At 28.6% G+C, this 26,221-nt stretch carries 26 protein-coding genes and 1 other RNA gene; 17 read left to right on the top strand and 10 right to left on the bottom strand.

All coding sequences use genetic code 11. From position 1 onward, the window contains the following. The first annotated feature begins 211 nt into the window (after positions 1-211). Positions 212-658, top strand: a complete 447-nt coding sequence (locus ABJG40_RS12550) for a hypothetical protein (protein ID WP_348024928.1) — start codon at positions 212-214, stop codon at positions 656-658. Further along, positions 655-1,617 (top strand): glycosyltransferase, encoded by a 963-nt coding sequence (locus ABJG40_RS12545; RefSeq protein ID WP_348024927.1) that lies wholly within the window; start codon positions 655-657, stop codon positions 1,615-1,617. Before ABJG40_RS12550 ends, ABJG40_RS12545 begins: the two co-directional genes overlap by 4 nt. Before the next feature lie 86 nt (positions 1,618-1,703). Here the strand turns inward: ABJG40_RS12545 and mazG are convergent, their stop codons facing one another. Genes mazG through ruvX form a run of 4 tightly spaced genes read right to left on the bottom strand, consistent with a single transcriptional unit; the run spans position 1,704 to position 3,984 of the window. Beyond that, the gene (mazG, locus tag ABJG40_RS12540; RefSeq protein ID WP_348024926.1) at positions 1,704-2,483 is read right to left on the bottom strand and encodes a nucleoside triphosphate pyrophosphohydrolase; all 780 of its coding nucleotides are present in this window, start codon (positions 2,481-2,483) and stop codon (positions 1,704-1,706) included. Continuing rightward, a complete protein-coding gene (locus ABJG40_RS12535) occupies positions 2,483-2,905 on the bottom strand; it encodes a DUF5606 domain-containing protein (RefSeq protein ID WP_348024925.1) in 423 nt (140 codons plus the stop codon). Before ABJG40_RS12535 ends, mazG begins: the two co-directional genes overlap by 1 nt. 26 nt (positions 2,906-2,931) lie before the next feature. Beyond that, positions 2,932-3,522: a peptide deformylase gene (gene def, locus ABJG40_RS12530; RefSeq protein ID WP_348024924.1), complete on the bottom strand. Its 591-nt coding sequence runs from the start codon at positions 3,520-3,522 to the stop codon at positions 2,932-2,934. Positions 3,523-3,573: 51 nt separating this feature from the next. Next, positions 3,574-3,984 (bottom strand): Holliday junction resolvase RuvX, encoded by a 411-nt coding sequence (gene ruvX, locus ABJG40_RS12525; RefSeq protein WP_348024923.1) that lies wholly within the window; start codon positions 3,982-3,984, stop codon positions 3,574-3,576. A gap of 209 nt (positions 3,985-4,193) precedes the next feature. On the opposite strand from ruvX, the gene ABJG40_RS12520 reads away from it, so the two are divergent. Genes ABJG40_RS12520 through ABJG40_RS12510 form a run of 3 tightly spaced genes read left to right on the top strand, consistent with a single transcriptional unit; the run spans position 4,194 to position 6,737 of the window. Beyond that, on the top strand, positions 4,194-5,009 hold the full coding sequence (locus tag ABJG40_RS12520) for a 2,3,4,5-tetrahydropyridine-2,6-dicarboxylate N-succinyltransferase (protein WP_348024922.1): 816 nt from the start codon (positions 4,194-4,196) through the stop codon (positions 5,007-5,009). 10 nt (positions 5,010-5,019) lie between these two features. Beyond that, a complete protein-coding gene (locus ABJG40_RS12515; protein ID WP_348024921.1) occupies positions 5,020-5,769 on the top strand; it encodes a glycosyltransferase family 2 protein in 750 nt (249 codons plus the stop codon). 2 nt (positions 5,770-5,771) lie between these two features. After that, positions 5,772-6,737 (top strand): Stealth CR1 domain-containing protein, encoded by a 966-nt coding sequence (locus ABJG40_RS12510; RefSeq protein WP_348024920.1) that lies wholly within the window; start codon positions 5,772-5,774, stop codon positions 6,735-6,737. Positions 6,738-6,769: 32 nt separating this feature from the next. Here ABJG40_RS12510 and ABJG40_RS12505 read toward each other — a convergent pair whose 3' ends face one another. Then, a complete protein-coding gene (locus ABJG40_RS12505; protein ID WP_348024919.1) occupies positions 6,770-8,773 on the bottom strand; it encodes a sulfatase-like hydrolase/transferase in 2,004 nt (667 codons plus the stop codon). A gap of 136 nt (positions 8,774-8,909) precedes the next feature. Here ABJG40_RS12505 and ABJG40_RS12500 point away from each other — a divergent pair, with 136 nt between their 5' ends. Together ABJG40_RS12500 and ABJG40_RS12495 are read left to right on the top strand one after the other, a co-directional pair. Next, positions 8,910-10,325, top strand: coding sequence for an HD domain-containing protein (locus tag ABJG40_RS12500; RefSeq protein ID WP_348024918.1), 1,416 nt, complete (start codon positions 8,910-8,912; stop codon positions 10,323-10,325). A gap of 33 nt (positions 10,326-10,358) precedes the next feature. Further along, entirely contained in the window at positions 10,359-11,156 is a 798-nt protein-coding gene (locus tag ABJG40_RS12495; RefSeq protein ID WP_348024917.1) for a glycosyltransferase, read from the top strand. A gap of 8 nt (positions 11,157-11,164) precedes the next feature. On the opposite strand, the gene ABJG40_RS12490 is transcribed toward ABJG40_RS12495, so the two are convergent. Genes ABJG40_RS12490 through ABJG40_RS12475 form a run of 4 tightly spaced genes read right to left on the bottom strand, consistent with a single transcriptional unit; the run spans position 11,165 to position 16,274 of the window. Further along, on the bottom strand, positions 11,165-12,991 hold the full coding sequence (locus ABJG40_RS12490) for an ABC transporter ATP-binding protein (RefSeq protein WP_348024916.1): 1,827 nt from the start codon (positions 12,989-12,991) through the stop codon (positions 11,165-11,167). Continuing rightward, entirely contained in the window at positions 12,991-14,706 is a 1,716-nt protein-coding gene (locus tag ABJG40_RS12485; RefSeq protein WP_348024915.1) for a phospho-sugar mutase, read from the bottom strand. Before ABJG40_RS12485 ends, ABJG40_RS12490 begins: the two co-directional genes overlap by 1 nt. Positions 14,707-14,749: 43 nt before the next feature. Then, the gene (locus ABJG40_RS12480; protein ID WP_348024914.1) at positions 14,750-15,706 is read right to left on the bottom strand and encodes a glycosyltransferase family 2 protein; all 957 of its coding nucleotides are present in this window, start codon (positions 15,704-15,706) and stop codon (positions 14,750-14,752) included. Between the two features lie 46 nt (positions 15,707-15,752). Next, a complete protein-coding gene (locus ABJG40_RS12475) occupies positions 15,753-16,274 on the bottom strand; it encodes a DUF4199 domain-containing protein (RefSeq protein WP_348024913.1) in 522 nt (173 codons plus the stop codon). Between the two features lie 178 nt (positions 16,275-16,452). Between ABJG40_RS12475 and ffs the strand changes: the two genes are divergently transcribed. The 5 genes from ffs to ABJG40_RS12450 all read left to right on the top strand — a co-directional run bounded on the left by ffs (position 16,453) and on the right by ABJG40_RS12450 (position 20,689). Further along, positions 16,453-16,551: signal recognition particle sRNA small type (gene ffs, locus ABJG40_RS12470), an RNA gene on the top strand. A gap of 86 nt (positions 16,552-16,637) precedes the next feature. Next, positions 16,638-17,441 carry an SDR family oxidoreductase gene (locus tag ABJG40_RS12465; RefSeq protein ID WP_348024912.1) on the top strand — a complete coding sequence of 268 codons (804 nt, stop codon included), beginning with the start codon at positions 16,638-16,640 and terminating at the stop codon, positions 17,439-17,441. A 203-nt stretch (positions 17,442-17,644) separates the two neighbouring features. Continuing rightward, complete coding sequence (gene fsa, locus ABJG40_RS12460) at positions 17,645-18,298, top strand: fructose-6-phosphate aldolase (RefSeq protein WP_348024911.1); 654 nt, start codon at positions 17,645-17,647, stop codon at positions 18,296-18,298. Between the two features lie 283 nt (positions 18,299-18,581). Beyond that, positions 18,582-20,237: a 2-succinyl-5-enolpyruvyl-6-hydroxy-3-cyclohexene-1-carboxylic-acid synthase gene (gene menD / locus ABJG40_RS12455; protein ID WP_348024910.1), complete on the top strand. Its 1,656-nt coding sequence runs from the start codon at positions 18,582-18,584 to the stop codon at positions 20,235-20,237. After that, positions 20,237-20,689, top strand: a complete 453-nt coding sequence (locus tag ABJG40_RS12450; protein WP_348024909.1) for a DNA-binding protein — start codon at positions 20,237-20,239, stop codon at positions 20,687-20,689. The genes menD and ABJG40_RS12450 overlap by 1 nt, the downstream gene beginning before the upstream one ends. Before the next feature lie 74 nt (positions 20,690-20,763). Here ABJG40_RS12450 and ABJG40_RS12445 read toward each other — a convergent pair whose 3' ends face one another. Then, positions 20,764-21,921: an alpha/beta hydrolase-fold protein gene (locus ABJG40_RS12445; RefSeq protein WP_348024908.1), complete on the bottom strand. Its 1,158-nt coding sequence runs from the start codon at positions 21,919-21,921 to the stop codon at positions 20,764-20,766. A 69-nt stretch (positions 21,922-21,990) separates the two neighbouring features. Here ABJG40_RS12445 and ABJG40_RS12440 point away from each other — a divergent pair, with 69 nt between their 5' ends. The 5 genes from ABJG40_RS12440 to rpmB all read left to right on the top strand — a co-directional run bounded on the left by ABJG40_RS12440 (position 21,991) and on the right by rpmB (position 26,198). Beyond that, positions 21,991-22,830 carry a 1,4-dihydroxy-2-naphthoyl-CoA synthase gene (locus ABJG40_RS12440; protein WP_348024907.1) on the top strand — a complete coding sequence of 280 codons (840 nt, stop codon included), beginning with the start codon at positions 21,991-21,993 and terminating at the stop codon, positions 22,828-22,830. A gap of 135 nt (positions 22,831-22,965) precedes the next feature. Then, on the top strand, positions 22,966-23,835 hold the full coding sequence (gene purU / locus ABJG40_RS12435; protein ID WP_348024906.1) for a formyltetrahydrofolate deformylase: 870 nt from the start codon (positions 22,966-22,968) through the stop codon (positions 23,833-23,835). Positions 23,836-23,929: 94 nt separating this feature from the next. Beyond that, entirely contained in the window at positions 23,930-24,538 is a 609-nt protein-coding gene (locus ABJG40_RS12430) for a fumarylacetoacetate hydrolase family protein (RefSeq protein ID WP_348024905.1), read from the top strand. Positions 24,539-24,628: 90 nt separating this feature from the next. Then, positions 24,629-25,870: a competence/damage-inducible protein A gene (locus ABJG40_RS12425; protein ID WP_348024904.1), complete on the top strand. Its 1,242-nt coding sequence runs from the start codon at positions 24,629-24,631 to the stop codon at positions 25,868-25,870. An 88-nt stretch (positions 25,871-25,958) separates the two neighbouring features. Further along, positions 25,959-26,198: a 50S ribosomal protein L28 gene (gene rpmB / locus ABJG40_RS12420; RefSeq protein WP_077809621.1), complete on the top strand. Its 240-nt coding sequence runs from the start codon at positions 25,959-25,961 to the stop codon at positions 26,196-26,198. Positions 26,199-26,221 lie beyond the last annotated feature (23 nt).

The raw sequence follows: 26,221 nt of genomic DNA, 5'->3' as shown, positions 1-26,221 counted from the left end.
ACCTTGAGCGCAGTCGAAAGGTTTGAAGCTATTTCCTGCTTTCGCTACTCGCTTTTTTCGTTCCTCAAAAGAGCTCAAACAAATCGCTCTATCAGGGCTAAACTTGTTCGCCAACTTTTAGAAAACTTAAAGAGCATATTAAATGTAAATCTACATTGGTTTGCATTTTTTCTTTAGAGCCCTTTTTGTAAATTCGTTTAAAATATTGAATATGGGAATATTTAAAAAAATAGATACAATTTTAGCTTCTTTAGGTAATATTAAATCAATGCAAAGAACACATGTAGATACTTTTACTGAAGAGAAAATTAGTAATGTTTCTGGAGAAAAGTATGGCGAATCAGATTTTGGTATTCTTTATATGGAATATCAAGAATTGGGAGGATATTTTTTTCTAAATACAACTGTAATTAGTGGTTCAGATTTCAAAACTAAAAAAGGATCAACTTTAGAGTTTAAATCTAATGATAGTAGCTTGATTTTAAATTCTGATGATTATATGATAGAGTCAGATTTTTCAAATGTTTCTAATAGTTGGATAACAAAAATAAATTATCCTATCTCAGAGAATGAAATTCAGCAAGTAGGAAATAAAATTTTTGACTTGGTAGATTTTAAAGTGAAGAAATATAAAATTGAATTTAAAATTAAGAAGTGAAACTATACTTTTCCATAATTGTCCCAGTTTACAATCGTCCAAATGAAATTGACGAATTGCTAGAAAGTCTTACAAAACAAGATTTTTCTAATAATTTTGAGGTGTTAGTTATAGAAGATGGTTCATCTGATAAAAGTGAGTCAATTGTAGAAAAGTATAAAAACCAACTCGATTTAAAATACTTTTTTAAAGAAAATAGTGGAGCAGGAGCAAGCAGAAATTTCGGAATGGAAAAAGCTTTAGGTAACTATTTTATCATTTTAGATTCTGATGTAATAGTTCCAGAACAATATTTATCAGAAGTACAAAATGCTTTAAAAAGTAACTTTACAGATGCTTTTGGTGGTCCAGATGCTGCACATAAAAGTTTTACAGCTTTACAGAAAGCAATTAATTATTCTATGTCTTCGGTGTTAACAACAGGAGGAATTCGAGGTAAAAAACAAGCTGTAGGTAAATTTCAACCAAGAAGTTTTAATTTAGGTTTATCAAAAAAAGCATTTGAAAAAACGCAAGGTTTTTCTAAAATGAAAAACGGAGAAGATATCGATTTAACGTTTCGTCTTTGGGAAAATAAATGTGAAACGCAATTGATAGAAAAAGCATTTGTATATCACAAAAGAAGAAGTACCATTCAGCAATTTTTTAAACAAACTTTTGGTTTCGGAACTGCAAGACCAATTTTAAACAAAAAGTACCCAGAAACTGCAAAACCAACCTATTGGTTTCCAAGTTTGTTTATAATCGGAATTGATATTGCAATTATTTTAGCAGTTTTTGGTTACAATTTACTTTTAGCTTTTTATGTATTTTATTTCTTGTTAATATTCTTAGATTCTTTAGTGCAGAATAAGAATTTATATGTCGCTTTTTTAAGTGTTTTTACTTCTCTAACACAGTTTTTAGGCTATGGATTAGGCTTTTTAGAATCTAAATTTTATCCGAATAAAAACAGATAAACTTCAGAGTTTGTTTGTCATTTCGATCTTGTATAAAAATCAATTTTCAACTTGAGAGAAGTCGTAAGGTTTTTGTGAGAAAAATATTATTTAAAATATTTTTTAGAAGCTTCCCAGTAAACATCCATTTCATCTAAAGACATTTCAGCAATTTCTTTGCCTTCTTTTTTTGCAGCTTTTTCTAAGAATTGAAAACGATTGATAAATTTTTTATTCGTTTTTTCTAAAGCATTTTCTGGATTCACATTAATAAAACGTGCATAATTAATCATAGAAAATAAAACATCTCCAAACTCTTTTTCAATGTTTTCTGTATTTCCTGCTTTAATTTCATCGTTTAATTCGCTAAGTTCTTCTTGTACTTTTTCCCAAACTTGTTCAGGTTTTTCCCAATCAAAACCAACTCCAGCAACCTTTTCTTGAATTCTACTTGCTTTTACAACCGCAGGTAAACTTTTAGGAACTCCTTCTAAAACAGATTTATTACCTTCTTTTAGTTTTAATTGTTCCCAATTACGTTTAACTTCTTCTTCTGTTTCTGCAACAATATCGCTATAAATATGAGGATGTCTGTCAATTAATTTATCGCAAATCGAATTGGCAACATCAGCAATATCAAAAGCATTTTTTTCGCTTCCGATTTTTGCATAAAAAACGATGTGCAAAAGCACATCGCCTAATTCTTTTTTTATTTCTGGTAAATCATTGTCTAGAATTGCATCAGCAAGCTCATACGTTTCTTCAATTGTAAGATGACGTAAACTTTCTAAAGTTTGTTTTTTATCCCAAGGACACTTCTCTCGAAGATCGTCCATAATATCTAACAATCTGTTAATGGCAACTAACTGATCTTTTCTAGAATTCATTACGCTTTTGCTTCAGTTTCTTCTGTATTTTCTTCAGTTTTAGAAAAATTCATTCCAGCTTTTACTAAGGCATTAAACCACTGAATTACTTTTTTTATGTTAGATGCGTACACTCTATCTTCATCATAACCTGGTAAAACTTCTGCAAAAAATGCAGTTAGTTTTTTACTAGACTCTTTGTGAGATAAAGCTTCTTTACCTTCTGTTTTTTCAAACATTGCTGTGAAAACATCTAATAAAGGTACATCTTCTTCATACGTGTAAATTGCAATGTTTTCTAATAAACTTACGTTCTGTGTAGCGTTTATAGCCAAACGTTTGTTGTCTATTAAAGATTCTGCAATTACTGCATTTTTAGTTTGAGAGATTACTTCAAACAATCCTGGTTTACCTGTAACGGCTATAATTTTACTAAATTCCATGTATATATTTTTATGTCTTTTTTAGACTATTTACCTTTTTTTGCATTAGAGAAACGCATTCTATAATCTGCATTAATTTTCCCTTTAGAAATATTATCTAATTTCTTTTTTATCAATCTTTTTTTTAGTGTAGAAAGTTTATCTGTAAATAAAATTCCATCTATATGATCATATTCATGTTGAAAAACTCTAGCAGCTAAACCATTTAAAGTTTCAGTATGTTTTTCAAAATTTTCATCCTGATATTCTATGGTAATTTCAGGTTGACGAAAAACGTCTTCTCTAACATCAGGAATACTTAAACACCCTTCATTAAAAGCCCATTCATCACCATCTTCACTTAAAATTTTTGCATTTATAAATACTTTATTAAAACTTTCTAATGCTTTTCTATCTTCTTCAGACAATTCTTCATCATCTGCAAAAGGAGATGCGTCAATAACAAACAAACGAATAGATTTTCCTATTTGTGGAGCAGCTAAACCAACACCAGAAGCATTATACATGGTTTCTTTCATATTAGAAATCAGTGTTTTTAATTCTGGATAATCAGCATTAATTTCAACGGCAACTTTTCTTAATACAGGATCTCCGTAAGCAACTATAGGTAAAATCATTTTTTTTAATTTTTGCTTTGCAAAAGTACAAAGTTTGAGACTTCAACAAAATTATTTGTTATATAAATACGACTGTAAAATAATTGTAGCGCTAATTTCATCAATTAAGGCTTTATTTCTGCGTTGTTTTTTATTTAAACCACCATCTATCATTGTTTGAAACGCCATTTTAGAAGTAAAACGTTCATCTTCTCTTTGATAAGGTATTTGTGGAATTTGACTTTTAATTTTTTTAAGAAAAGGTAGAATTAATGCTTCACTTTCACTATCAGAATTGTCCATTTGTTTTGGTTTTCCTATAATAAAAAGATCAACTTTATTTTTTGAAACATATTCTTTTAAGAAAGATATTAAATTATCAGTATTTACGGTTGTTAAACCAGAAGCAATAATCTGAAGTTCGTCAGTAACTGCAATTCCTGTTCTTTTTTTTCCAAAATCGATGGCGAGAATTCTACCCAAATTAAATGTTTTTTGCAAAAATAAAAGTTATATTTTAATAATAACAGATTAATTAAAATATTATCAATTAGTTCATTAAGTTTTTTTTAATAATACTCTTGTAATTTTACAATTGTATTTTAAACAACATAGAATAATCTGTTTAAAAAACGTATATTCGTCCCGCTTTTTGCGGATAGATTTATATTTGCAGAAATTAATTTATTAGTATGAAAGACATTAGAATAATCATAGAGGCAGCTTGGGAAAACCGTGAGTTGTTAAAAGAAGAAAATACAATTAATACGATTAGAAAAGTTATTGATTTATTAGATAAAGGAGAATTAAGAGTTGCAGAACCAATAGAAGGTGGTTGGCAAGTAAATGAATGGGTGAAAAAAGCAGTTGTTTTATATTTTCCTATTCAGAAAATGGAAACTTTAGAAGCTGGTATTTTTGAATATCACGATAAAATGCCTTTAAAAACAGATTATGCAACACAAGGAGTTCGTGTTGTTCCTGGAGCATCTGCTCGTCAAGGTTCATATCTTTCTGCGGGTACTATTTTAATGCCAAGTTATGTAAATATTGGTGCTTATGTAGATGAAGGAACGATGATTGATACTTGGGCTACAGTTGGTTCATGTGCTCAAATTGGTAAAAATGTTCATCTTTCTGGTGGTGTTGGTATTGGTGGTGTTTTAGAACCATTACAAGCTGCTCCAGTAATTATAGAAGATGGCGCTTTTATAGGGTCTAGATGTATTGTTGTAGAAGGTGTAAGAGTAGGTAAAGAAGCGGTTTTAGGAGCGAATGTTGTGTTAACAATGAGTACTAAAATTATAGATGTAACAGGAGATGAGCCAGTTGAAACAAAAGGAGTTGTACCAGCGAGATCTGTTGTGATTCCTGGAAGTTATACTAAGAAATTTGCTGCTGGAGAATTCAATGTGCCATGTGCATTAATTATTGGAAAAAGAAAAGAAAGTACTAACAAAAAGACATCTTTAAATGATGCTTTACGTGAATATGACGTAGCTGTTTAAGAGAAACTCTATGACTAAGATTACCGCGATTATACCTACATTAAATGAAGAAATTCATATTGCTGATGCTATAAAATCGGTAAGTTTTGCAGATGAAATTATTATTATAGACTCTTTTAGTACAGATAAAACTTTAGAAATAGCAGAAAAACAAACTGTAAAAATCATCAAACGAAAGTTTGATGATTTTTCTTCTCAAAAAAACTTTGCTATTGATCAGGCTAAGCATCCTTGGATTTATATTTTAGATGCAGATGAAAGAGTAACACCTGGAGTTAGAAAAGAAATTTTACAATCAGTTAAAGATCCAAAAGATTTTGTAGGTTTTTTTGTAAGAAGAAGTTTTTATTTTGTTGGAAAGAAAGTTAATTATAGTGGTTTTCAGAGAGATAAAGTAATTCGATTATTTTTAAAAGAAAGTTGTAGCTATACTGGACTTGTACATGAAACTATAAAAACAAAGGGTAAATTAGGCTTTTTTAAAAATAAAATAGATCATTTTTCCTATAGAAATTATGACCATTATATTTCTAAAATGAATCATTATGCTGCTATCAGAGCAAAAGAATTACATGAACAAGGTAAAAAAGTAAACTTATTTCATGTATTAATAAAACCACCTGTAAGATTTTTTATACATTATATTGTTCGTTTAGGTTTTTTAGATGGATTTACTGGCTTTTTGGTTGCAAAAACTCAAGCTTATGGAGTTTTAACAAGGTATATTAAGCTTTGGTCATTAAATAATAAAATGAATTAATTATGGAGGAGAATAAAAATTTACCTATTGATGCTGTTATTACTTGGGTAGATGGAGATGACCCCAAGCATAAGTCTAAAATGGCCAGCTATATAGAGAATAAAACTTCTTTAAATAGTAAGTTTGTTAGAATGCGTTATGACCAAGTAAATGAGATTGAGTATGCTGTAAAATCTATTTTGAAATATGCTAAATTTGTTAGAAATATATTCATTGTAACAGATAATCAAACTCCATATTTTTTAAAAGATAAGGAAAAAGCAAAAAAAGATTATCCATCAGTTTTTGTTATAGATCATAAAACAATTTTTGAAGGGTATCATCAATATTTACCAACTTTTAGTTCTAGATCAATAGAAACCCAAATTTATAAAGTGCCAAATTTATCAGAAAGATTCATATATTTTAATGACGATTTTTTTTTATTGAGAAAAATAAATGTTGAAGATTTTTTTATAGATGGTTTACCTGTGTTAAGAGGTAAGTGGTTAAGGTTTGATGAAGATATTTTTTATAAAAAAATAAAATTCCTTTTTATAAAAAAAAAGAAAGGTATTAGGCATAAAGTAGCACAACAGAAAGCTGCCAAAATTTTAGGTTTAAAAAAATATTTTAAATTTCATCATACCCCACAACCTTTTAGAAAGTCTACTTTTGAAACTTACTTTAACAAAAATACTTTATTAGAAACTTCAAATATTGAGCCAAGGTTCAGAAGTGAAAGTCAGTTTATTCCACAAAGTTTAGCAAATCACTTAGAAATAAAGACAAAGACTTGTATTTTAAAAAATGATTATCAACTTGTTTATTTTCAGAATTATAAAAAACCTTTTTTTTGGATAAAATATAAGCTTATGCAATCTGTGAAGAATGAGAACAAACTTTTTCTTTGTATGCAAAGTTTAGATCAATGCCCTGAGAAAAAATTAAGTTATATAAAAAAAAGGCTTTCTGATAAATACGATTAATTTAAGAGATACTCTAAATCAATTTTAAAAAGTTATTTATCTACCTTTTTATTATTAAAATACAAATATTTGGTGGTATGATAATAAGCAGATAAAAGACTATCCATTTGTTGCGTAACATTTGGTTTATCTAGCTTAATGTCCTTAATTTTATTTGTATCTAAACTGAACAAACTTGCCTTTTTAGAGATGTTCGTTTTTTCATAGTAAAAACCATTTTTAATAACACCTACAGCTTTTTCTCCTTTACTCTGTATGTATACAAAAGCTGCTGTATTTGTAGCAGTACTGTCTAATAGATTTCTTCCTAAGGTGTAATTTGTATAGTCTATTTTTGCTAAACTAGTAGCTGTAGGGAAAATATCAATTAATTTAGCGTACTTATCTACAACTTGATGTTCTACATATTTTGGGGCATGGATAAAAAACGGAACATGATGTACTTGAATACCTAAATCATCTTCATTGTTTTTTAAGAAATTTAACTTTTTCATTCCTCCTCTATGATCACCAAAAAAAACAAAAATGGAATTGTCATAATAACCAGACTCTTTTGCTCTGTCTAAAAAACGCGCAACATTAAAATCTAAATAACGAATTGCGTTTAGCTGTCCTAAAGATCTAAATCCTCCTTTAAGTAATGTCTCTTCATCAATATCTTCTTCTAAATTAGGTGTATAACTTTCTTTTTTATCAGGTACTGTAAAAGGCATATGATTTGTAGCTGTTTGAATGTAAGTAACAAACGGTTTACCTTTTTCGTGTAATTTTTTTAGTTCTTTATCAGCTTCTTTAAATAAGTCGTAATCGTCAATACCCCAAACATCAGCTCTGTTTTCTTCTTCAAAACTACCTTCTTCATAAATTTTTAATCCTTTTATGTTTGATTGAAAAACACCTCTAATATTAGCCCAATTTGCAGAACCTCCAATAAAATATGATTTTTCATACCCTTTAATTTGATCAAAAACAATACGTTGATCAATAATCATTGGGTTTCTAGAGGCAGTTTTAACGTCTTCAATATCTGGTAAGCCTGTAATACTAGCAAAAACACTACCAGCTGTACCAGGTTTATGAACGTAAAATTTAGAGAAACTTAAACTTTTTTTAATAATAGAATCCATTTTTGGAGTACTATTTAATGGGTTTCCATAAAAGCTCATTGTTGCAGTTCCAGTAGATTCTAGCATCACAAAAATAATATTTGGTTTTTCTTTATATGGATTATTAAAAGTTACCTTTTTTTCAAAATTAATGGTGTCTTTAGGTAGGTCTAAGTGCTTGGCAATGATTGGGTAGTAGGTTTTAAATTTTTCTAGGTTTACACCTTCACTTCTAAAAGCAAAACTATCAAAAAAATATAAAACAGGATTTAAAGAAAATTGATTTATAGCATTGTTTTTTGAGAAAAAAGCCTCACTCCAACGTAAAGGATAATGAGTAACGCTATTATAGATACCAAAAGACAACAAAAGAAACGTAAAGATAAAATATAATGCTTTTAACTTTTTAGTTGCTTCTTGATGTGTTTTAGTAAATAAATTATATATAAAATGGCTGTATTTATAGATGATAAAACAAAGAATTAACAATCCTAAAAGACCTTTGTATATTGGGTAGCTTTCGAATAAAACTTGAGTAGAAATTTTTAAATTACTTAAGAATCGAAGAGAAGAAGCGTCTAAACGTATTGCTAAATACTCATAATATCCAAAATCAAATAAGTAAAATAACGTTAAAGCTAAATAAATAAATACTAGGTAAAAAGTGGCTGTTTTTTTGTAAATTTTATTTTTAAAAAAACGATAATTTGTTATTAATACAAATAAGGTAAATGGAAAAAATGCAATGATTGCTAATTTTAAATCAAAACGAATACCTAACAGAACTGCTTTTTGTATTTCTTGTGTAGAAATGTTTTCTAATTGTGTAAAAAATAAATAGAAAATCCCCCTAAAAAGAGAAACGAAAACAAATAGAAAAAAAACATTTGTAAAAATGTATTTTATGTAATTTGGAATTTTTTGAAACATATTTTTGATAAAATTCAAAGGTACTATTTTTGAATAACTTTTATGAAACAACTTATTAAAATAATACTTCTAGAAATTGTAATTGCAATTTTGAAAGGTGTTTATTATATAGTAGATTTGCCAGACTTTTAAAAATATGAAATATACAGAAGCAATTTCTTTAGAAATATTTAGTGTAATATCTAAAGCATCAACAGAATTACAAATAGACAGTTATGTAATTGGTGGTTTTGTACGTGATTTTTTCTTAAAAAGAAAAAACTCTAAAGATATTGATATTGTAGCAATAGGAAGTGGAATTGAGTTGGCGCAACAAGTTTCTAAATTATTACCAAACAAACCAAAAGTACAAGTTTTTAAAACTTACGGAACAGCTATGCTGCGTTATAATGATGTAGAAATAGAGTTTGTAGGTGCTAGAAAAGAATCTTATACAGAAAATAGTAGAAACCCTAATGTTACTGAAGGAAACCTACAAGATGATCAAAATAGAAGAGATTTAACTATAAATGCTTTGGCATTAAGTTTAAATAAAGATAATTTTGGAGAATTATTAGATCCTTTTCATGGAATTTCAGATTTAAAAAATAAAGTAATTAGAACTCCATTAGATCCAGATGTAACATACTCTGATGATCCTTTAAGAATGATGCGTGCTATTCGTTTTACAACTCAATTGAATTTTAAAATTGATAATGAATCTTTAGATGCAATTACTAGAAACGGATATCGGCTAAAAATAATAACTAGAGAAAGAATTGTTGTTGAACTGAATAAGATTTTAGCATCACCTAAACCTTCAATAGGTTTTTTATTGTTAGAAAAAACAGGGTTGTTAAAACAAATTTTGCCTGAATTATTAGCTTTAAAAGGAGTAGAAGAGATAGAAGGACAAAAACATAAAGATAATTTTTATCATTCTTTAGAAGTTGTAGATAATATTGCAAAGCATACAGAAGATCTTTGGTTGCGTTGGGCTGCCTTATTGCATGATATTGGTAAAGCACCTACAAAAAAGTTTAGTAAAAAAGTTGGATGGACGTTTCATGCTCACGAATATGTTGGGTCTAAAATGGTTTATAGGTTATTTAAAAGGTTAAAAATGCCATTGAATAATAAAATGAAGTTTGTTCAAAAAATGGTCATGTTAAGTTCTAGACCCATTGTTTTAGCAACTGATGTTACAGACTCTGCTGTTAGACGTTTGGTTTTTGATACAGGAGATGATATTAACTCTTTAATGACTCTTTGTGAAGCAGATATTACTACTAAAAACCCAAAAAAATTTAAACGTTATCATCAAAATTTTGATTTAGTTAGAGCTAAAATAAAAGAAGTAGAAGAACGTGATAAAGTGCGTAATTTTCAACCTCCAATTACTGGAGAAGAAATTATGAAAGCTTTTAATTTAAAACCTTGTAGAGAAATAGGTCAAATAAAAGAAGCTATAAAAGAGGCTATTTTAGATGGTAAAATACCAAATGAACATAAAGCTTCTTATGATTTTATGCTTGAAAAAGGAAAGAAGTTAGGTTTAATAATTACCAGTTAAAAATTCATAAAATATTTTATATTCTTATAAAAAATGAAAGTATCTGTTATTATTTCTTACTACAAAAATGAAATTAATTTAAAATTAATTTTAAAAGCATTAGAAAACCAAAGTGAAACTGACTTTGAGGTAATTGTTTCTGAAGATGATTGTAATAAAGAAACATTTAAGCTCATAAAAGAGTTTAAAAAAATCTATAACTTTCCGATTGAGCATACTAATCAAGAAAAAGATTTAGGGTTTAGAAAAAACATGATGCTAAATAAATCTACAAAATTAGCTAAAGGTGATTTGTTGGTTTTTATTGATGGAGATTGTGTTCCTCATAAACATTTTATAAAAGCCTACATAAATAATTTTGAAGAAGACGTCATGTTAAAAGGACGTAGGGTAATGCTTTCCGAAAAACTTACATCAATGCTTAAAAAAACATTTAATTTAAAACTTTTAGGTTTATTTAATGTTTTATTTTCAAAAAGTAAAAAGAAAAAAATTGGAATTTATAGTCCATTTTTAAATTTATCTTATAATAGTGATAAAAAATGGCTACTTGGATGTAATTGGGGTGTTTCTAAAAAGACAATTTATAAAGTAAATGGTTTTGATGAAGATTACACAAGAGCTGCAGTAGGTGAAGATAATGATATTGAATGGAGACTTAAGTCTATTGGTATTAAAGGTAAATCTGTAAAAAACAAAGCGATTGTTTATCATTTATTTCATAAAGAAAAATATTCTAAAGAAGGTTTATTTTTTAATAAAGAGATTTTTAAGAATAAAAAAGAAACAAAAGACTATTACTGTTTAAATGGATTAGAAAAAATAAGTTGATGATTTTACTATAAACTTTGCATGTTAACCAACTTAAAATACTCACCTTTTAAGTCTAATAACTCTTCATGTTTACCCTGTTCTACAATCTTACCTTTTTTCATAACCACAATTTTATTTGCTTTTTGTATTGTAGATAATCTATGAGCAATTACTAAAGAGGTTCTGTTTTGCATCATTTTTTCTAATGCTATTTGAACCAATTGTTCGGATTCAGTATCTAAAGCAGAAGTGGCTTCATCTAAAATCATAATTGGTGGATTTTTTAAAACAGCTCTTGCAATAGATAAGCGTTGCTTTTGTCCTCCAGAAAGTGTATTTCCGCTATCACCAATATTTGTATTGAATTTTTCTGGTAAATTTTGGATAAATTCATTTGCATTTGCAATTTCAGATGCATCTAATACTTCTTGTTCAGTTGCATGTTCAGTTCCTAACTTTATATTATTAGCAATGGAGTCATTAAAAAGAATTGAATCTTGCGTTACGATACCCATTAAATCTCTCAAAGATGTTTTTGTAATGTCTTTTATGTTTTCTCCATCTATTAAAACTTCTCCTTTATTAACATCATAAAAACGCGTTATTAAATTTGCTAGTGTAGATTTACCACTTCCAGATTGACCAACTAAGGCAACTGTTTCTCCTTTTTTAACTTTTAAAGAAAAATCATTCAAAACATAATCATCTTTATATTTAAAAGAAATGTTTTTAAATTCGATTTCATTTTCAAAATCTTCTTTTACAATTGCATTATGTTTGTCTTTAATACTGTTTTCAGTATTTAAAACTTGCATAATTCTTTCTGCAGAGGCTTCTCCTTTTTGAATGTTGTAAAATGTTGTGGTTATTAATTTTATAGGATTTAAAACGGTGTAAAATATAAGAATATAACCTAAAAATTTACTAGAATCTAAAGGACTCGTTTTGTTTAGAACTTCAACACCACCATACCAAAGAATAGCTATAATTGTTGCTGACCCCAAAAATTCACTCATTGGCGAAGCTAATGTTTGTCTGTGAAAAACACTTGTAGTTAATTGTTTAAATTTTAATGTAGAATTATTGAATTTTTCTTCAATAATTTTTTCAGCATTAAAACCTTTAATAACTCTTAAACCTGTTAATGTTTCTTCAATAAATGAAAGAAAATTACCTGTTTCTTTTTGAGCTTTTTCTGATTTAGCTTTTAACTTTTTACTAATAGATGATATTATAAATCCAGAAACTGGTAATAAAACAAATACAAATAGAGTTAGTTGAACACTCATAAAAAGCATTAGACTTATTGAGATAATAACTGTTAAAGGTTCTCTAACAATTACTTGTACAGAACTTAAAATGGAGTTTTCAACTTCTTGAACATCAGATGTCATACGTGCAATTATATCTCCTTTTCTCTTTTCTGTGAAATAGGAGATAGGTAATTCTATAATTTTATTGTAGAGTGTATCACGTAAATCTTTTACAATACCTGTTCTTAAAAAAGTAATTGCATAAGACGCTAAGTATCTAAATAAATTTTTTAGAAAAAAAAGTGAAAGTGCTAAAAGACAAATAAATAATAGTGTATTTATTTGTCCTTCATTTTCTATTTTTTGTGATATTAAATAATTAAAACTATTTTCTGCATAGGTGCCAAAATTTGTAATACCTTCGTAAATAGGTTTTATTATTACTTTTTTTTCTTTACCAAATAAAATATTTAGTACAGGAATAAAAGCTAAAACAGATAAAACATTAAACAGTGCATAGAAAATGTTAAATACAATATTTAGTATTGTAAATTTTCTATACTTTTTTTCATATTTTAAAATGTCTTTAAAATGATTCATTAACTTAATTTCATCTCTTTAATAATTCTTTGAATCTTTGCATCTAATTCAGCTTCAACTTCAACAGCCTTTTTTATATCTTCTAAAGAAGTATTTACACTAAAGTAAAATTTAATTTTAGGTTCTGTACCACTTGGTCTTGCTGCAATTCTAGTTCCAGATTCAGTTTGATAAATTAATACGTTAGATTTTGGTAAATCTATATTTGTAACTTTTCCTGTAATTAAGTTTTTCTTTGTAGACGCTTGATAATCACAAAGAGATTCTATTTTTTCTCCATCAATTTCTGTTAAAGGATTGTTACGCATATCGCTTAACATTTGTTTAATTTCTGCAGCTCCATCCATTCCTTTTTTAGTGATAGAAATTAAATGTTCTTTATAAAAATTGTTTCTCATGTAAACATTTAACAATTCTTCATAAAAAGAACTACCATTTTGTTTTGCGAAAGCTGCAACTTCACAAGCTAAAAGAGTTGCTGTTACAGCATCTTTATCTCTTACAAAATCACCAATCATGTAACCAAAACTTTCTTCACCACCACCAATAAAGTCCATAGACTCATAATCTCTAATCATTTTAGCAATCCATTTAAAACCTGTTAAACCAACTTTAGTTGCTACACCGTAACTTGCAGCAGCTTTGTTAACTAATTCTGTAGAAACAATTGTAGAACCTACAAATTGATTACCATTAATTTTACCTTCTTCTTTCCATTTTTTTAGTAAGAATTCAGTCATAACAACCATTGTTTGGTTACCATTCATTAATTTCATGTTTCCATCTAAATCTCTTACTGCTACTCCTAATCTATCACAATCAGGATCTGTACCAATTACAATATCTGCACCTAACTTATTTGCTAAGTCTGTTGCCATTTTTAAAGCTTCTGGTTCTTCTGGGTTTGGAGATTTTACTGTAGGAAAATCTCCATTAGGAGTTCTTTGCTCTTCAACGATATGAACGTTAGAATATCCTGCTTTTGCTAATGCATCTGGTACAGAAACTATTGAAGTACCATGTAAAGAAGTAAAAACAATTTTTAAATCATCACGATTAACGTTTTCAGATAAACACCCATTTTTAACAGAACCATCAATAAAAGCATCATCAACTTCTTTACCAATTACTTCAATTAAATCTTCTTTTGCATCAAAATTAATTTCTGAAAAATCTAAATCATTTACTTTGGCAATAATTCCACCATCATGAGGAGGTACAATTTGTCCACCATCTGCCCAATATACTTTGTAGCCATTATATTCTGGTGGATTATGAGAAGCTGTTAAAACAATACCTGCATCACAACCTAAATGACGAACTGCAAAAGACAACTCTGGTGTAGGGCGTAAATCTTCAAAAAGAAATACTTTTATATTATTTGCAGATAAAACATCTGCTACAACTTTTGCAAATTTTTGACTATTGTGTCTACAATCAAAAGCTATCACAACACTTAGTTGCTCTTTTTTTACATTTTCTATTAAATAATTAGATAATCCTTGAGTAGCTCTACCTAAAGTGTATTTATTAATTCTATTGGTTCCTGCACCCATAACTCCACGCATACCACCAGTACCAAATTCCATATCTTTGTAGAACCTGTCTGCTAAAGCATCTGGGCTATTAGAAATTAATTCTTGAATTTCTGTTTGAGTTTCAGTGTCAAAAGTTGCTGTTAGCCATTGTTTTGCTTTGTCTAAAATATCTTTCATAGAATATAAATTTGTTGTGTTTATTAAAGAACAAATATACAGTTTAGAAATTGAGTTTTTCTTTTATAGTATAGTGTTTTTCGTTGTTTTTTGTTTTTATGATAAGTTCACCTATAAAACCTGCTAAAAATAATAAAGTTCCTAATATCATAGAGGTTAAGGCTATATAAAACCAAGGATTGTTTGTTACTAATATTGTTCTAATGCCATTAAAAACATTATATAATTTATAAGCACCAATATAAAAGGCAGAAGTTGTTCCAAAAAGAAACATTAATGTTCCCCAAAGACCAAAAAAATGCATAGGTCTTTTGCCAAATTTTGATAAAAATGAAATGGTAATTAAATCTAAGAAACCGTTTACAAAACGATCCATTCCAAATTTGGTTTCACCATATTTTCTTGCTTGATGTTGTACTACTTTTTCACCAATTTTTGTAAAGCCTTCGTTTTTAGCTAAAACAGGAATATATCTGTGCATTTCTCCGCTAACTTTTACAGATTTTATTACTTCATTTTTGTAAGCTTTTAATCCGCAATTAAAGTCGTGTAATTTTAAACCAGATGTCTTTCTGGCAGCTGCATTAAATAATTTAGAAGGAATGTTTTTTGTGATTACATTATCATAACGCTTCTTTTTCCAACCAGAAATCAAATCAAAACCTTCATCAACAATTAAACTGTATAAATCAGGAATCTCTTCTGGATTGTCTTGTAAATCAGCATCCATAGTTATTACAACTCTACCTTGTGCTAATTCAAAACCCGCATCTAATGCTTGTGATTTTCCGTAGTTTTTTTGAAAACGAATTCCTTTTACTTCTGTATGATGTTCAGACATTTCTTCAATAACTTTCCAAGAATTATCTGTACTACCATCATCAATAAAAATAACTTCATATAAATAACGATTGGATTGCATAACTCTTGCAATCCAATCGTATAATTCTTTTAAAGATTCGTCTTCGTTAAGAAGTGGTATTACTACCGAAATATCCATAAGTTACAAATTGTAATGTTATAAGTTTTAAACTTATAGTTAGTTTTTAGTATTGATCTTCTTCAGATTTTTTCATAACTGCTGCAACAATTGCAGAACCAATAAATCCTAAAAAAGCAAACCAAATTAATATAATAGCAGATAATACTCCAGGGCTTTGAAATTTTTTCCCCATTTCTATCGAGGCTTCAATTTGTTCTTCTGTCATACCGGCATCTAAAAACTTTTGTTGTTGCACTTCCATTGCTTGTTGTTGAAAACCTGGGTCAATAACATACATGAATAAAAAAGTGTAAATAAGTGTTATTATAGCACTAATCATAGCAATTCCCATACCTATTTTTAAACCTTGACTCCAAGATATAAAACCCCCAGTTTGTTCTTTAAACTTATTAATTCCAATAACTAAAAAAACAATTAAGAGTATAAACCATACTAATGTATTAATCCAATTTAGATCAATTAAACTTCCTGAAGCCCATAATGCTAAATGTAATATAATACCTATAATACCTAGATATAAACCGTAATTTAAAATAATACTTTTACTACTCGCTTGATTTTCCATTTTTTTTTTAAGTTAGTTAGTTATACAAATATATTGATTTCATTTTTGATAGTTTTTATTTTTTATAAAAGTTTGTAAACTATCAGAACAAATCATTAGTATTCAATACATTGAAATTGTTACATAAAAATAATACTTTTTTTAATTGTTTAAATAAAAATCTATTGTAAATTTGCAGCGGCAAGTCCTACACAACTAGCTCCCTTTGAATCCTCCAGGGCGGGAACGCAGCAAGGGTATTAGGTTGTAGCAGTGTGATGTAGGTAGCTTGCCTTTTTTTATGCACTAAAGTTTCGTTCTAGAAATTTGCCTTTTTCCATTTTAACTCTTTAACTTTACAGTTTTTAAACCTTAAATCATATTATGTCTAAAGTTGTATTAATTACAGGAGCTTCTTCTGGAATTGGAAAATCGATTGCTACTTTTTTATCTGAAAAAGGATATAAAGTGTATGGAACAAGTAGAAATCCTAAAAACACTGAAAATTATCCTTTTGAATTGATAGCTCTTGATGTTTTAAAAGTTGATACAATACATAAAGCAGTTAGTTTAATTCTAGAAAAAGAAGGTAGTTTAGATGTTTTGGTAAATAATGCAGGAATGGGAATAACTGGACCTATTGAAGATACACCAATTGATGAAATGAGAGCGGTTTTTAATACGAATCTTTTTGGAGCAATAGATGTAATAAAAGCAGTTTTATCACAAATGCGTACACAAAAATCGGGAACAATTATTAATGTAACTTCTATTGCAGGGTATATGGGTTTGCCTTTTAGGGGATTATATTCTGCCACAAAAGGAGCTTTAGAAATAATTACAGAAGCTACAAGTATGGAAGTGAAACCTTTTGGAATTAAGGTTGTAAATGTGGCTCCAGGAGATTTTGCTACAAATATTGCTGCTGGTAGATATCATACACCAGTTTTTGAACACTCTGCATATAAAGAGAATTATCAAAAGAATTTAGATTTAATGGATACTCATGTAGATGGAGGGATGAATCCAATAGAAATGGCAAAGGTGGTTTTTAAAATTATAAACTCTAAAAATCCTAAGATTCATTATAAAGTTGGTGGCTTTATGGAAAAATTCTCAATTGTTTTAAAACGAATTTTACCTGATAGAACGTATGAGAAAATTTTAATGAATCATTATAAATTATAGTTTTTCTAGCAATTTTTTATTGTTTATAAGTGATAATAAAATACTTTTATTTCACTTCCTTAAATTACTAGCAAGTAACTATCTTTGCGTTAGGGATTGAAGCAATTGTTTGAGCTCTTTTTTGTTTTTTTAACAAAAAAAGCGAGTGCGAAAAGCCCGCTCGAACGCCCAAAAAAGAAACAATTACAACTAAATATATACAAATGAAATTTTTTATTGATACTGCAAATTTAGAACAAATTAAAGAAGCACAAGCTTTAGGTATTTTAGACGGAGTTACTACAAATCCATCTTTAATGGCTAAAGAAGGAATTACTGGTGAAACCAATATTATTAATCATTACAAAGAAATTTGTGAGTTGGTAGATGGTGATGTTTCTGCAGAGGTAATTTCTACTGATTTTGATGGAATGGTAAGAGAAGGTGAAGCTTTGGCTGCTTTAAATCCGCAAATTGTGGTAAAATTACCAATGATAAAAGATGGTGTAAAAGCATGTAAATATTTTTCTTCTAAAGGGATTAAAACAAATGTAACATTAGTTTTTTCTGTTGGGCAAGCATTATTAGCAGCAAAAGCAGGTGCAACTTATGTTTCTCCTTTTTTAGGACGTTTAGATGATATTTCTACAGACGGAATGAACTTAATTTCTGAAATTAGATTGGTTTTTGATAACTATAAATTTGAAACTGAAATTTTAGCAGCATCTGTTAGAAATACAATGCATATTGTTAATTGTGCAAAATTAGGTTCTGATGTAATGACAGGGCCTTTAAGTGCAATTGAAGGTTTATTAAAACACCCTTTAACAGATAGTGGTTTGGCTAAATTTTTAGCAGATTACCAAAAAGGAAACTAGAAAATAGTTTTTAGTTATTAGTGCTTGGTTGTTAGTAATTACTGAGAACTGAACACTAATAACTAAAATTTTTAAAATAATTAGAAGCTATTTCCTGCTTTCCATTATATCTTTTTTAAGAAAAATAAAAAAGGATGTCATTTCAATCAGGGCTAAACTTATTTATTAGCTAATAGCAAAATTAAAAACGGTTTTTGGTTTTTAGTTTTTTTTAGTTTTAGAACGTCACTAAAAACTAAGAACTGAAAACTAACAACTTTTAAATCTTAAAAAAGATTTAAAAATGTATCCAAAAAAAGAACTCGCACAAATTGTAATTTCAGCATGTCATCAATTTAATATTGATACAGTTGTTGTTTCTCCAGGTTCACGTAATGCTCCTTTAACAGTTGGTTTTTCTAATCATCCAGAAATTGAAGCATTAAGTGTGGTAGATGAGCGTTGTGCTGCTTTTTTTGCATTAGGAATTGCACAACAAACTCAGAAACCAGTGGCAATTCTTTGTACTTCGGGTTCTGCTTTGTTAAATTATTATCCTGCAATTGCAGAAGCTTTTTATAGTAATATTCCGTTAGTTGTAATTTCTGCAGACAGACCAAAACATTTAATAGATATTGGTGATGGGCAAACAATTCGGCAAGAAAACGTGTTTGAAAAACATATTTTGTTTTCTGCAAATTTAATTGAAAACCCAAAACTAAAAACTAAAAATTTAAAACTTTTAAGTGAGGCTTTACAAATTGCAACATCGCAAAAAGGACCAGTACATATAAATGTACCTTTTGATGAACCTTTGTATGAAACTGTAAATGAGTTAAAAAGTTTTAAAGTTGATGCTGTCATTTCGAGTGAAACGAAGCAATCTGTTGATTATAATAAACTAGCTTCAATTTGGAATACAGCTACAAAAAAAATGATTTTAGTTGGTGTAAATTATCCAGACAAAGATTTGCAAAAATTAATGGATGATTATGCAGATGATACTTCTGTGTTAATTTTAACAGAAACAACTTCAAATTTGTATCATAATAAAGCTGTTAATTCTATAGATCAACTGATTTTTTCTTTAGATGAAAAACAGTTTGAGGATTTAAAACCAGAAGTTTTAATCACTTTTGGAGGAATGATTGTCTCTAAAAAAATAAAACAATTTTTAAGAAAGTATCAGCCAAAACATCATTGGAATATTGATGAGCAAAAACCAATAAATACGTTCTTTTGTTTATCGGAATTTGTACAAACAAAACCTATTGATTTCTTTTTAAAATTTAATACTTTAATAGATATTAAAGAAAGTGATTATCAACAGAAGTGGTTAAATATTCGTGATGAAAAAAGAGTAAAACACGCTGAGTATTTATCAAAAGCACCACATTCTGATTTTAAAGTTTTTGAGCAAGTTTTAGATAGTATTCCTAATAATAGTCAGTTACAAATAAGTAATAGTTCTATTATTAGGTACACACAACTTTTTAGTATTAATGCTACTAAAACTGTATTTTGTAATAGAGGAACAAGTGGAATTGATGGTAGTACTTCTACAGCAATAGGTGCTGCTTTTGCATCAGAAAAACAAACTATTTTTATTACTGGAGATATCAGTTTTTTCTACGATAGCAATGCTTTATGGAATAAGAATATTAAAAGTAATTTTAGAATTATTTTAATTAATAATTCTGGTGGAGGAATTTTTAAAATTATTCCTGGGCCTAAAAGCACAAATGCTGTTAAGTATTTTGAAACACCACATAATTTAACTGCTGAACATTTATGTAAAATGTTTGATTTTGACTATTTAAAAGCACATTCATCAGAAACAGTAAAAGAAAACTTGGTAGGTTTTTATGATTCATCAGAAAAACCAAAGATTTTAGAAATTTTCACACCAAGTGAAGAAAATGATTTAATTTTAACAACATATTTTAAATATATACAATAATGGACCATCAAGAAAATTATCAAGAAGGAGACATCAATTTAAAAGAAGGAGAAAAAGTACAGTTGGTAATTGAAACAGAAACACGTTTAGGGTACACTGTTTTAATTAATGATGAGTATGATGGTTTGCTTTTTAGAAGTGAAATTTTTCAAGACTTAGAAGAGAATATGGAGGTTGTTGGGTATGTAAAGCAGATTCGTGAAGATGGAAAAATAGATGTTTCTCTTCGTCCACAAGGTTTTAGAAATGTAATAGATGCTGATGTTGAAAAAGTATTGGAAAAACTAAAAAATAGTAGAGAAGGTTTTTTATTGTTAACAGATAAAAGCTCACCAGATTCTATACGTTTTCATATGAAAATGAGTAAAAAAGCCTTTAAAAAAGCAGTTGGTAATTTATATAGACAAAAACTAATTGTGATAAAAGAAGATAGAATTGAGTTGGTGAAATAGTATTCAGTAAGACAATCTTCAGTTCTCAGTCAACAACTGACTGTATACTGCATACTAAATTACTGCCAACTATTTTACATTCCACCAAGTCTTAAAATATTTTCATAAAAAGCATCAGAATTTGGGTCAGATGGATCCATTTTTCCATATCCAATTTTGTATTGCTTTAAAGCTTTTTTAATTTGTTTTCCACTTTCATAATATCTACCAATGTAATAATCTCCTAAAGGAGAAGAAGGAAAAAGTTTTAAAATCATCTTACCAAATTCACGTAATTGATCTCCGTTTTCTTTTTCAATAATAATGTTTTCTACTGCGTAAATATCTTTTTCTCTAATCCCTAAATTAGTGCCAAAAAGAAACTCTATTTCTAGGTATTTATTTTCTAGATATGCAATTGCATCAATTGGAGATAAGTCTTTTATGTTTTTCTCGTATTCTTCTTTAGAGATTGAAGAATAAATTTCAAATATTTTATTAATTGCTCTAGGAATTGCTTCGCTCATTGCAGAAATACTACTAGAAGTTTTAATAGTATCATTTACAATGTTAAAATTCTTTAATTTAAGAGTAGATAAACCAGTTTGAAGTTCGCCAATTTTAGTTTGTTTTTTTGCAGAAAAAGAAGTAGAGTTGTTGGTATATAAATAAAAAGTATTGTCTTCTTTTTGAAATTTAGTTAAATTGTAAGTTTGAAATTGTTGCCCAATAAAATCTGAAAAAGTGGGGTTTATACAAATGTAAGAGTTGATAAATGGCACGTTTTCCTTTAAATAATGGCTTATTAAGTTTGCAGAAGTTCCTTCTCCAATTAAAGAAATAAAAGGAGACGTTCTGTAATTACTCTCCATATAAAAAATAACTTCATCTCTAACAAATTGATAAAAAGCATTGTTGCTTGCAGTTAATTTTCCATTATTAATATTAAAATAAGTGTCGTTTTTTTTAGTGTTTTTCATAGAAATACCAACAACTATTTGCATTGGAGCCTTGTCTTTTGCTGCAAAAAGTACAGAGTTACCAACATAGGTGTCAAACAAATATTCAGCATCAAAAACAACAGCTAAAGGGTAGTTTTTATTATTATCATCTTCATATCCTTTAGGTAAATAGATTTTTAAATCTCTTGAAGAATCTAAGATGTCAGAAATTAAGTTTTTCTCAATTAGTTTTTGCGAAAACATAGAAATGCAAAACAGCATAAATATTAGTGAGAACGATTTCTTTATCATAAATTTGAATCTTTTATTTTTGTAACCAATTATTTTGTTCTTCTAAAAGAACGTCCAAAATACAAAATTATGATACAACTCGAGTGGAAAACAGTTAAAGAATACGAAGATATAACTTATAAAAAATGTAATGGAGTAGCAAGAATTGCTTTTAACAGACCAAATGTTAGAAACGCTTTTAGGCCAAAAACAACATCAGAATTGTATGATGCTTTTTATGATGCTGGCGAAGATGTAAATATTGGAGTTGTGCTTCTTTCTGCAGAAGGACCAAGTACAAAAGATGGAGTGTATTCGTTTTGTTCTGGAGGAGATCAAAAAGCGCGTGGCCATCAAGGTTATGTTGGTGATGATGGCTATCACAGGCTAAATATATTAGAAGTTCAGCGTTTAATACGTTTTATGCCAAAAGCAGTTATTGCTGTAGTTCCTGGTTGGGCAGTTGGTGGAGGACATAGTTTGCATGTTGTTTGCGATTTAACTCTGGCATCTAAAGAACATGCTATTTTTAAACAAACAGATGCAGATGTAACTTCTTTTGATGGTGGTTATGGTTCTGCTTATTTGGCAAAAATGGTTGGTCAGAAAAAAGCACGAGAAATTTTCTTTTTAGGAAGAAATTATTCAGCTCAAGAAGCGTATGAAATGGGAATGGTAAATGCTGTTATTCCTCATGAAGAGCTAGAAGACACAGCTTATGAATGGGCACAAGAAATTTTAGCTAAAAGTCCTACTTCTATTAAAATGTTAAAATTTGCAATGAATTTAACTGATGATGGAATGGTTGGTCAGCAAGTTTTTGCAGGAGAAGCAACACGTTTGGCTTATATGACAGATGAAGCAAAAGAAGGTAGAGATGCTTTTCTTGAAAAAAGAAAACCAAATTTCCCTAAAAAATGGATACCATAAATCAGTAGGCTGTGAATTAGTATTCAGTACACAGTCACAGTCACAGTCACAGTCACAGTTTTCAGTTTGTCAGGTTGAGCACAGTCGAAACCTAATCTTTAAATTATTTAATCTTTCAATTTTTGAATAGAAAATATGAAATCACAAGTAGTTACTTTTTTAATAAAATGCCCAGATCAAAAAGGATTGGTTGCAAAAATCACCAGTTTTTTTTATGAAAAAGGATTTAATATTCTAAGTTGTCAGCAATATGTAAATTCTATCGAAGATAAATATTTTATGCGTGTTCGTTTAAATGCAGACGGAACAGATATTTCTAAAAAAGAATTAGAAAAATGTTTTTTAGAATTGGCTGTGCCTTTACAATTTGATTGGTCTGTAAATTACGGAGATAAAAAGCATAATGTAGCCATAATGGTTTCACATACAAGTCATAATTTATATGATTTGTTAGAGCGCTCTAAAGAAGGACGTTTAGACTGCACTGTAAAAATGATTATTAGTAATCATGATAAATTAAGACCAATTGCAGATATGTTTAATGTACCTTTTTATCATTTACCTGTAACAAAAGAAACCAAACAGCAACAAGAAGCACAAGTAAAACAATTGTTAGCTGCTAATGAGGTTGATTTGGTAATTATGGCAAGATATATGCAAATTTTATCATCAGATTTTATCAATCATTATCCAGAAAGAATCATCAATATCCATCATTCTTTTTTACCTGCTTTTCAAGGAGCAAATCCTTATAAAAAAGCTTATGAAAGAGGTGTAAAGTTAATTGGAGCAACAGCACATTATGCAACTGTAGATTTAGATGAAGGTCCAATTATTGAGCAAGATGTAAAACCAGTAACGCATGAAAGCACACCAACAACCTTAAAAAGAATTGGTGCAGATATAGAAAAGTTAGTTTTAGCAAGAGCAGTTAAAAATCATTTAAATAATCAAATTATAGTTTCTGGTAATAGAGCAATCGTTTTTCCAGAAGCAGGAGAATAACAAAAGTATGCAGTAATTCAGTTGCAGTTGGCAGTTTAGAGTTATGACATTCTTTAATTATGATTTTAAACCATTTAATTTTCAATCAATAAAGATGAAAATAATTTGTATTGGGCGCAATTACGCAAAACACATTGAAGAATTGGCAAACGAAAGACCAGAAAATCCTGTTGTTTTTTTAAAGCCAGATTCTGCAATTTTACCAAGAAAAAATCCGTTTTTTATTCCACCTTTTTCAGATGACGTTCATTATGAAGTTGAGGTTTTGGTAAAGATTAATAAAGTAGGTAAACATATTGATGCAAAATTTGCACATAAATATTATAATGAAATCGGTTTGGGAATCGATTTTACAGCAAGAGATGTACAAGCAAAATGCAAAGAAAAAGGATTGCCTTGGGAAAAAGCAAAAGCCTTTGATGGAAGTGCAGTTGTTGGTGAGTTTTATCCGAAGGAAGAGTTTGATTTAGAAAACTTGAAATTTCAATTGTATAAAAATGATGAAATCGTACAAGATGGAAATACAAATGCTATGTTGTGGAAAACAGATGAACTAATTTCTTATGTTTCTCAATATTTTACTTTAAAAAAGGGCGATATTATATATACTGGCACACCAGCAGGAGTAGGTAAAGTTGTAGAAAATGATACTTTAAAAGGAATTATAGAAGGAAAAGAAGCTTTTAATATTAGAGTGAAATAAAATAGTAAAAAGTTTTTAAAGTGAAAAAGTAGAAAGTTAAATACTGAACTTTAAAACCTTATAAACTTTTTAACTTTAGAACTATATATAATGAACGCAGAAATCATAACAATAGGAGATGAGATTTTAATTGGTCAAATTGTAGATACAAACTCTCAATTTATTGGTCAACAATTAAATAAAATTGGAGTTTCAGTTTATCAAATAACTTCTATTCAAGATGAAAAACAACATATTTTAAATGCTTTAAAAGAAGCACAAGCAAGAGTAGATATTGTTATTCTAACAGGAGGATTAGGTCCAACAAAAGATGATATCACAAAAAAAACAATTGCAGCATATTTTAATGACAATGAATTAATAGAATACCCAGAAGTTATAGAGCATATAAAAGGACTCTTTAAAAAGATTAATCATCCTTTTAAAGAAATTCAACGTTACCAAGCGCAACTTCCTTCTAAAGCTACTTATTTACAAAACGACTTTGGTACAGCACCAGGAATGTGGTTTTTTGAAAACAAAACTGTCTTTGTGTCACTTCCAGGAGTACCTTATGAAATGAAAGGTTTAATAACCAATCAAGTTTTGCCAAGAATTCAGAAACAATTTAAATTGCCTTTTATCATCCATAAAACTATTATGACTTACGGACAAGGAGAAAGTATGATTGCAGAAAGAATTGAAGAATTTGAGAGTAATTTACCACCATATATTAAGTTCGCCTATTTACCATCATTTGGTAAAGTTCGTTTACGTTTATCCGCCAAAGGTGAAAACAAAGAAGTTTTAGAAAAAGAACTAAATGAAAAAGTAGCAGAAGTTTATCAATTAATACCAGAAATAATAACAGGTTTAGATGATGATAGTTCACTAGAAAAAAGAGTAGGAGAGTTATTAAAAGAAAAAAACAAAACAATTGCGACTGCAGAAAGTTTAACAGGAGGTAAAATTGCAGCAAGTTTAGTTTCTGTAGCAGGTTCATCAGCATATTTTAAAGGGAGTATTGTAAGTTATTCTAAAGAAACTAAAATTAGTTTATTAAATGTTTCAGAAAAAATAATTAATCAGTACACAGTTGTTAGTAAAGAAGTTGCTTTAGAGATGGCAAAAGGTGTAAAACAGAAATTAAAAACAAATTTTGCAATTGCAGTAACAGGTAATGCAGGTCCAACAACAGATGATACAGACAAAAGTGTAGGTGTGGTTTTTATTGCATTTGTGTCTGATAATAAAGAGATTGTAAGAGAATTTAATTTTGGTCAACCAAGAGAAAAGGTAATCAATAGAACAGTAAGCAAATCATTAGAATTACTACAAAAAGAAATTCTTTAAAAATTTGTAAAATAGTTTTGTTCATAATTAGAATTAATTGTAGATTTGCACCTCGTTTAGAGATAACACTATAAATACTGTCGAAAAGATGTCTAGAGTTTGTGAATTAACAGGAAAAAAAGCAATGGTTGGGAACAACGTTTCTCACGCTTTAAATAGAACTAAGAGAAAGTTTGACGCTAATCTAATGACCAAGCGTTTTTATATCCCAGAAGAAGATAAATGGATTACATTAAAAGTATCTGCTTCTGCATTAAAAAATATTAACAAGAAAGGAATTTCTGCAGTTATAAAAGAAGCGAGAGCTAACGGATTTTTAACTAAATAAGCTCAAGCGATTTAAAATTTTAT

The sequence above is a fragment of the Polaribacter sp. genome, assembly GCF_039939415.1.
GTDB lineage: Bacteria > Bacteroidota > Bacteroidia > Flavobacteriales > Flavobacteriaceae > Polaribacter.
The sequence above is the reverse complement of the archived record's forward strand: the minus strand, read 5'-3'. Positions and strand labels throughout refer to the sequence as shown.

Bases quoted from the DNA above. Each gene is read 5' to 3' on its own strand.
- ABJG40_RS12535 (WP_348024925.1), bottom strand. From the start codon at position 2,905: ATGGAATTTAGTAAAATTATAGCCGTTACAGGTAAACCAGGATTGTTT.
- menD (WP_348024910.1), top strand. From the start codon at position 18,582: ATGTATCCAAAAAAAGAACTCGCACAAATTGTAATTTCAGCATGTCAT.
- ABJG40_RS12445 (WP_348024908.1), bottom strand. From the start codon at position 21,921: ATGATAAAGAAATCGTTCTCACTAATATTTATGCTGTTTTGCATTTCT.
- ABJG40_RS12475 (WP_348024913.1), bottom strand. From the start codon at position 16,274: ATGGAAAATCAAGCGAGTAGTAAAAGTATTATTTTAAATTACGGTTTA.
- ABJG40_RS12520 (WP_348024922.1), top strand. From the start codon at position 4,194: ATGAAAGACATTAGAATAATCATAGAGGCAGCTTGGGAAAACCGTGAG.
- ABJG40_RS12500 (WP_348024918.1), top strand. From the start codon at position 8,910: ATGAAATATACAGAAGCAATTTCTTTAGAAATATTTAGTGTAATATCT.
- rpmB (WP_077809621.1), top strand. From the start codon at position 25,959: ATGTCTAGAGTTTGTGAATTAACAGGAAAAAAAGCAATGGTTGGGAAC.
- ABJG40_RS12550 (WP_348024928.1), top strand. From the start codon at position 212: ATGGGAATATTTAAAAAAATAGATACAATTTTAGCTTCTTTAGGTAAT.
- ABJG40_RS12480 (WP_348024914.1), bottom strand. From the start codon at position 15,706: ATGGATATTTCGGTAGTAATACCACTTCTTAACGAAGACGAATCTTTA.
- ABJG40_RS12430 (WP_348024905.1), top strand. From the start codon at position 23,930: ATGAAAATAATTTGTATTGGGCGCAATTACGCAAAACACATTGAAGAA.
- ABJG40_RS12465 (WP_348024912.1), top strand. From the start codon at position 16,638: ATGTCTAAAGTTGTATTAATTACAGGAGCTTCTTCTGGAATTGGAAAA.
- ABJG40_RS12440 (WP_348024907.1), top strand. From the start codon at position 21,991: ATGATACAACTCGAGTGGAAAACAGTTAAAGAATACGAAGATATAACT.
- ABJG40_RS12485 (WP_348024915.1), bottom strand. From the start codon at position 14,706: ATGAAAGATATTTTAGACAAAGCAAAACAATGGCTAACAGCAACTTTT.
- purU (WP_348024906.1), top strand. From the start codon at position 22,966: ATGAAATCACAAGTAGTTACTTTTTTAATAAAATGCCCAGATCAAAAA.
- ABJG40_RS12515 (WP_348024921.1), top strand. From the start codon at position 5,020: ATGACTAAGATTACCGCGATTATACCTACATTAAATGAAGAAATTCAT.
- ABJG40_RS12495 (WP_348024917.1), top strand. From the start codon at position 10,359: ATGAAAGTATCTGTTATTATTTCTTACTACAAAAATGAAATTAATTTA.
- mazG (WP_348024926.1), bottom strand. From the start codon at position 2,483: ATGAATTCTAGAAAAGATCAGTTAGTTGCCATTAACAGATTGTTAGAT.
- ABJG40_RS12510 (WP_348024920.1), top strand. From the start codon at position 5,772: ATGGAGGAGAATAAAAATTTACCTATTGATGCTGTTATTACTTGGGTA.
- fsa (WP_348024911.1), top strand. From the start codon at position 17,645: ATGAAATTTTTTATTGATACTGCAAATTTAGAACAAATTAAAGAAGCA.
- ABJG40_RS12490 (WP_348024916.1), bottom strand. From the start codon at position 12,991: ATGAATCATTTTAAAGACATTTTAAAATATGAAAAAAAGTATAGAAAA.
- ABJG40_RS12505 (WP_348024919.1), bottom strand. From the start codon at position 8,773: ATGTTTCAAAAAATTCCAAATTACATAAAATACATTTTTACAAATGTT.
- def (WP_348024924.1), bottom strand. From the start codon at position 3,522: ATGATTTTACCTATAGTTGCTTACGGAGATCCTGTATTAAGAAAAGTT.
- ABJG40_RS12425 (WP_348024904.1), top strand. From the start codon at position 24,629: ATGAACGCAGAAATCATAACAATAGGAGATGAGATTTTAATTGGTCAA.
- ABJG40_RS12450 (WP_348024909.1), top strand. From the start codon at position 20,237: ATGGACCATCAAGAAAATTATCAAGAAGGAGACATCAATTTAAAAGAA.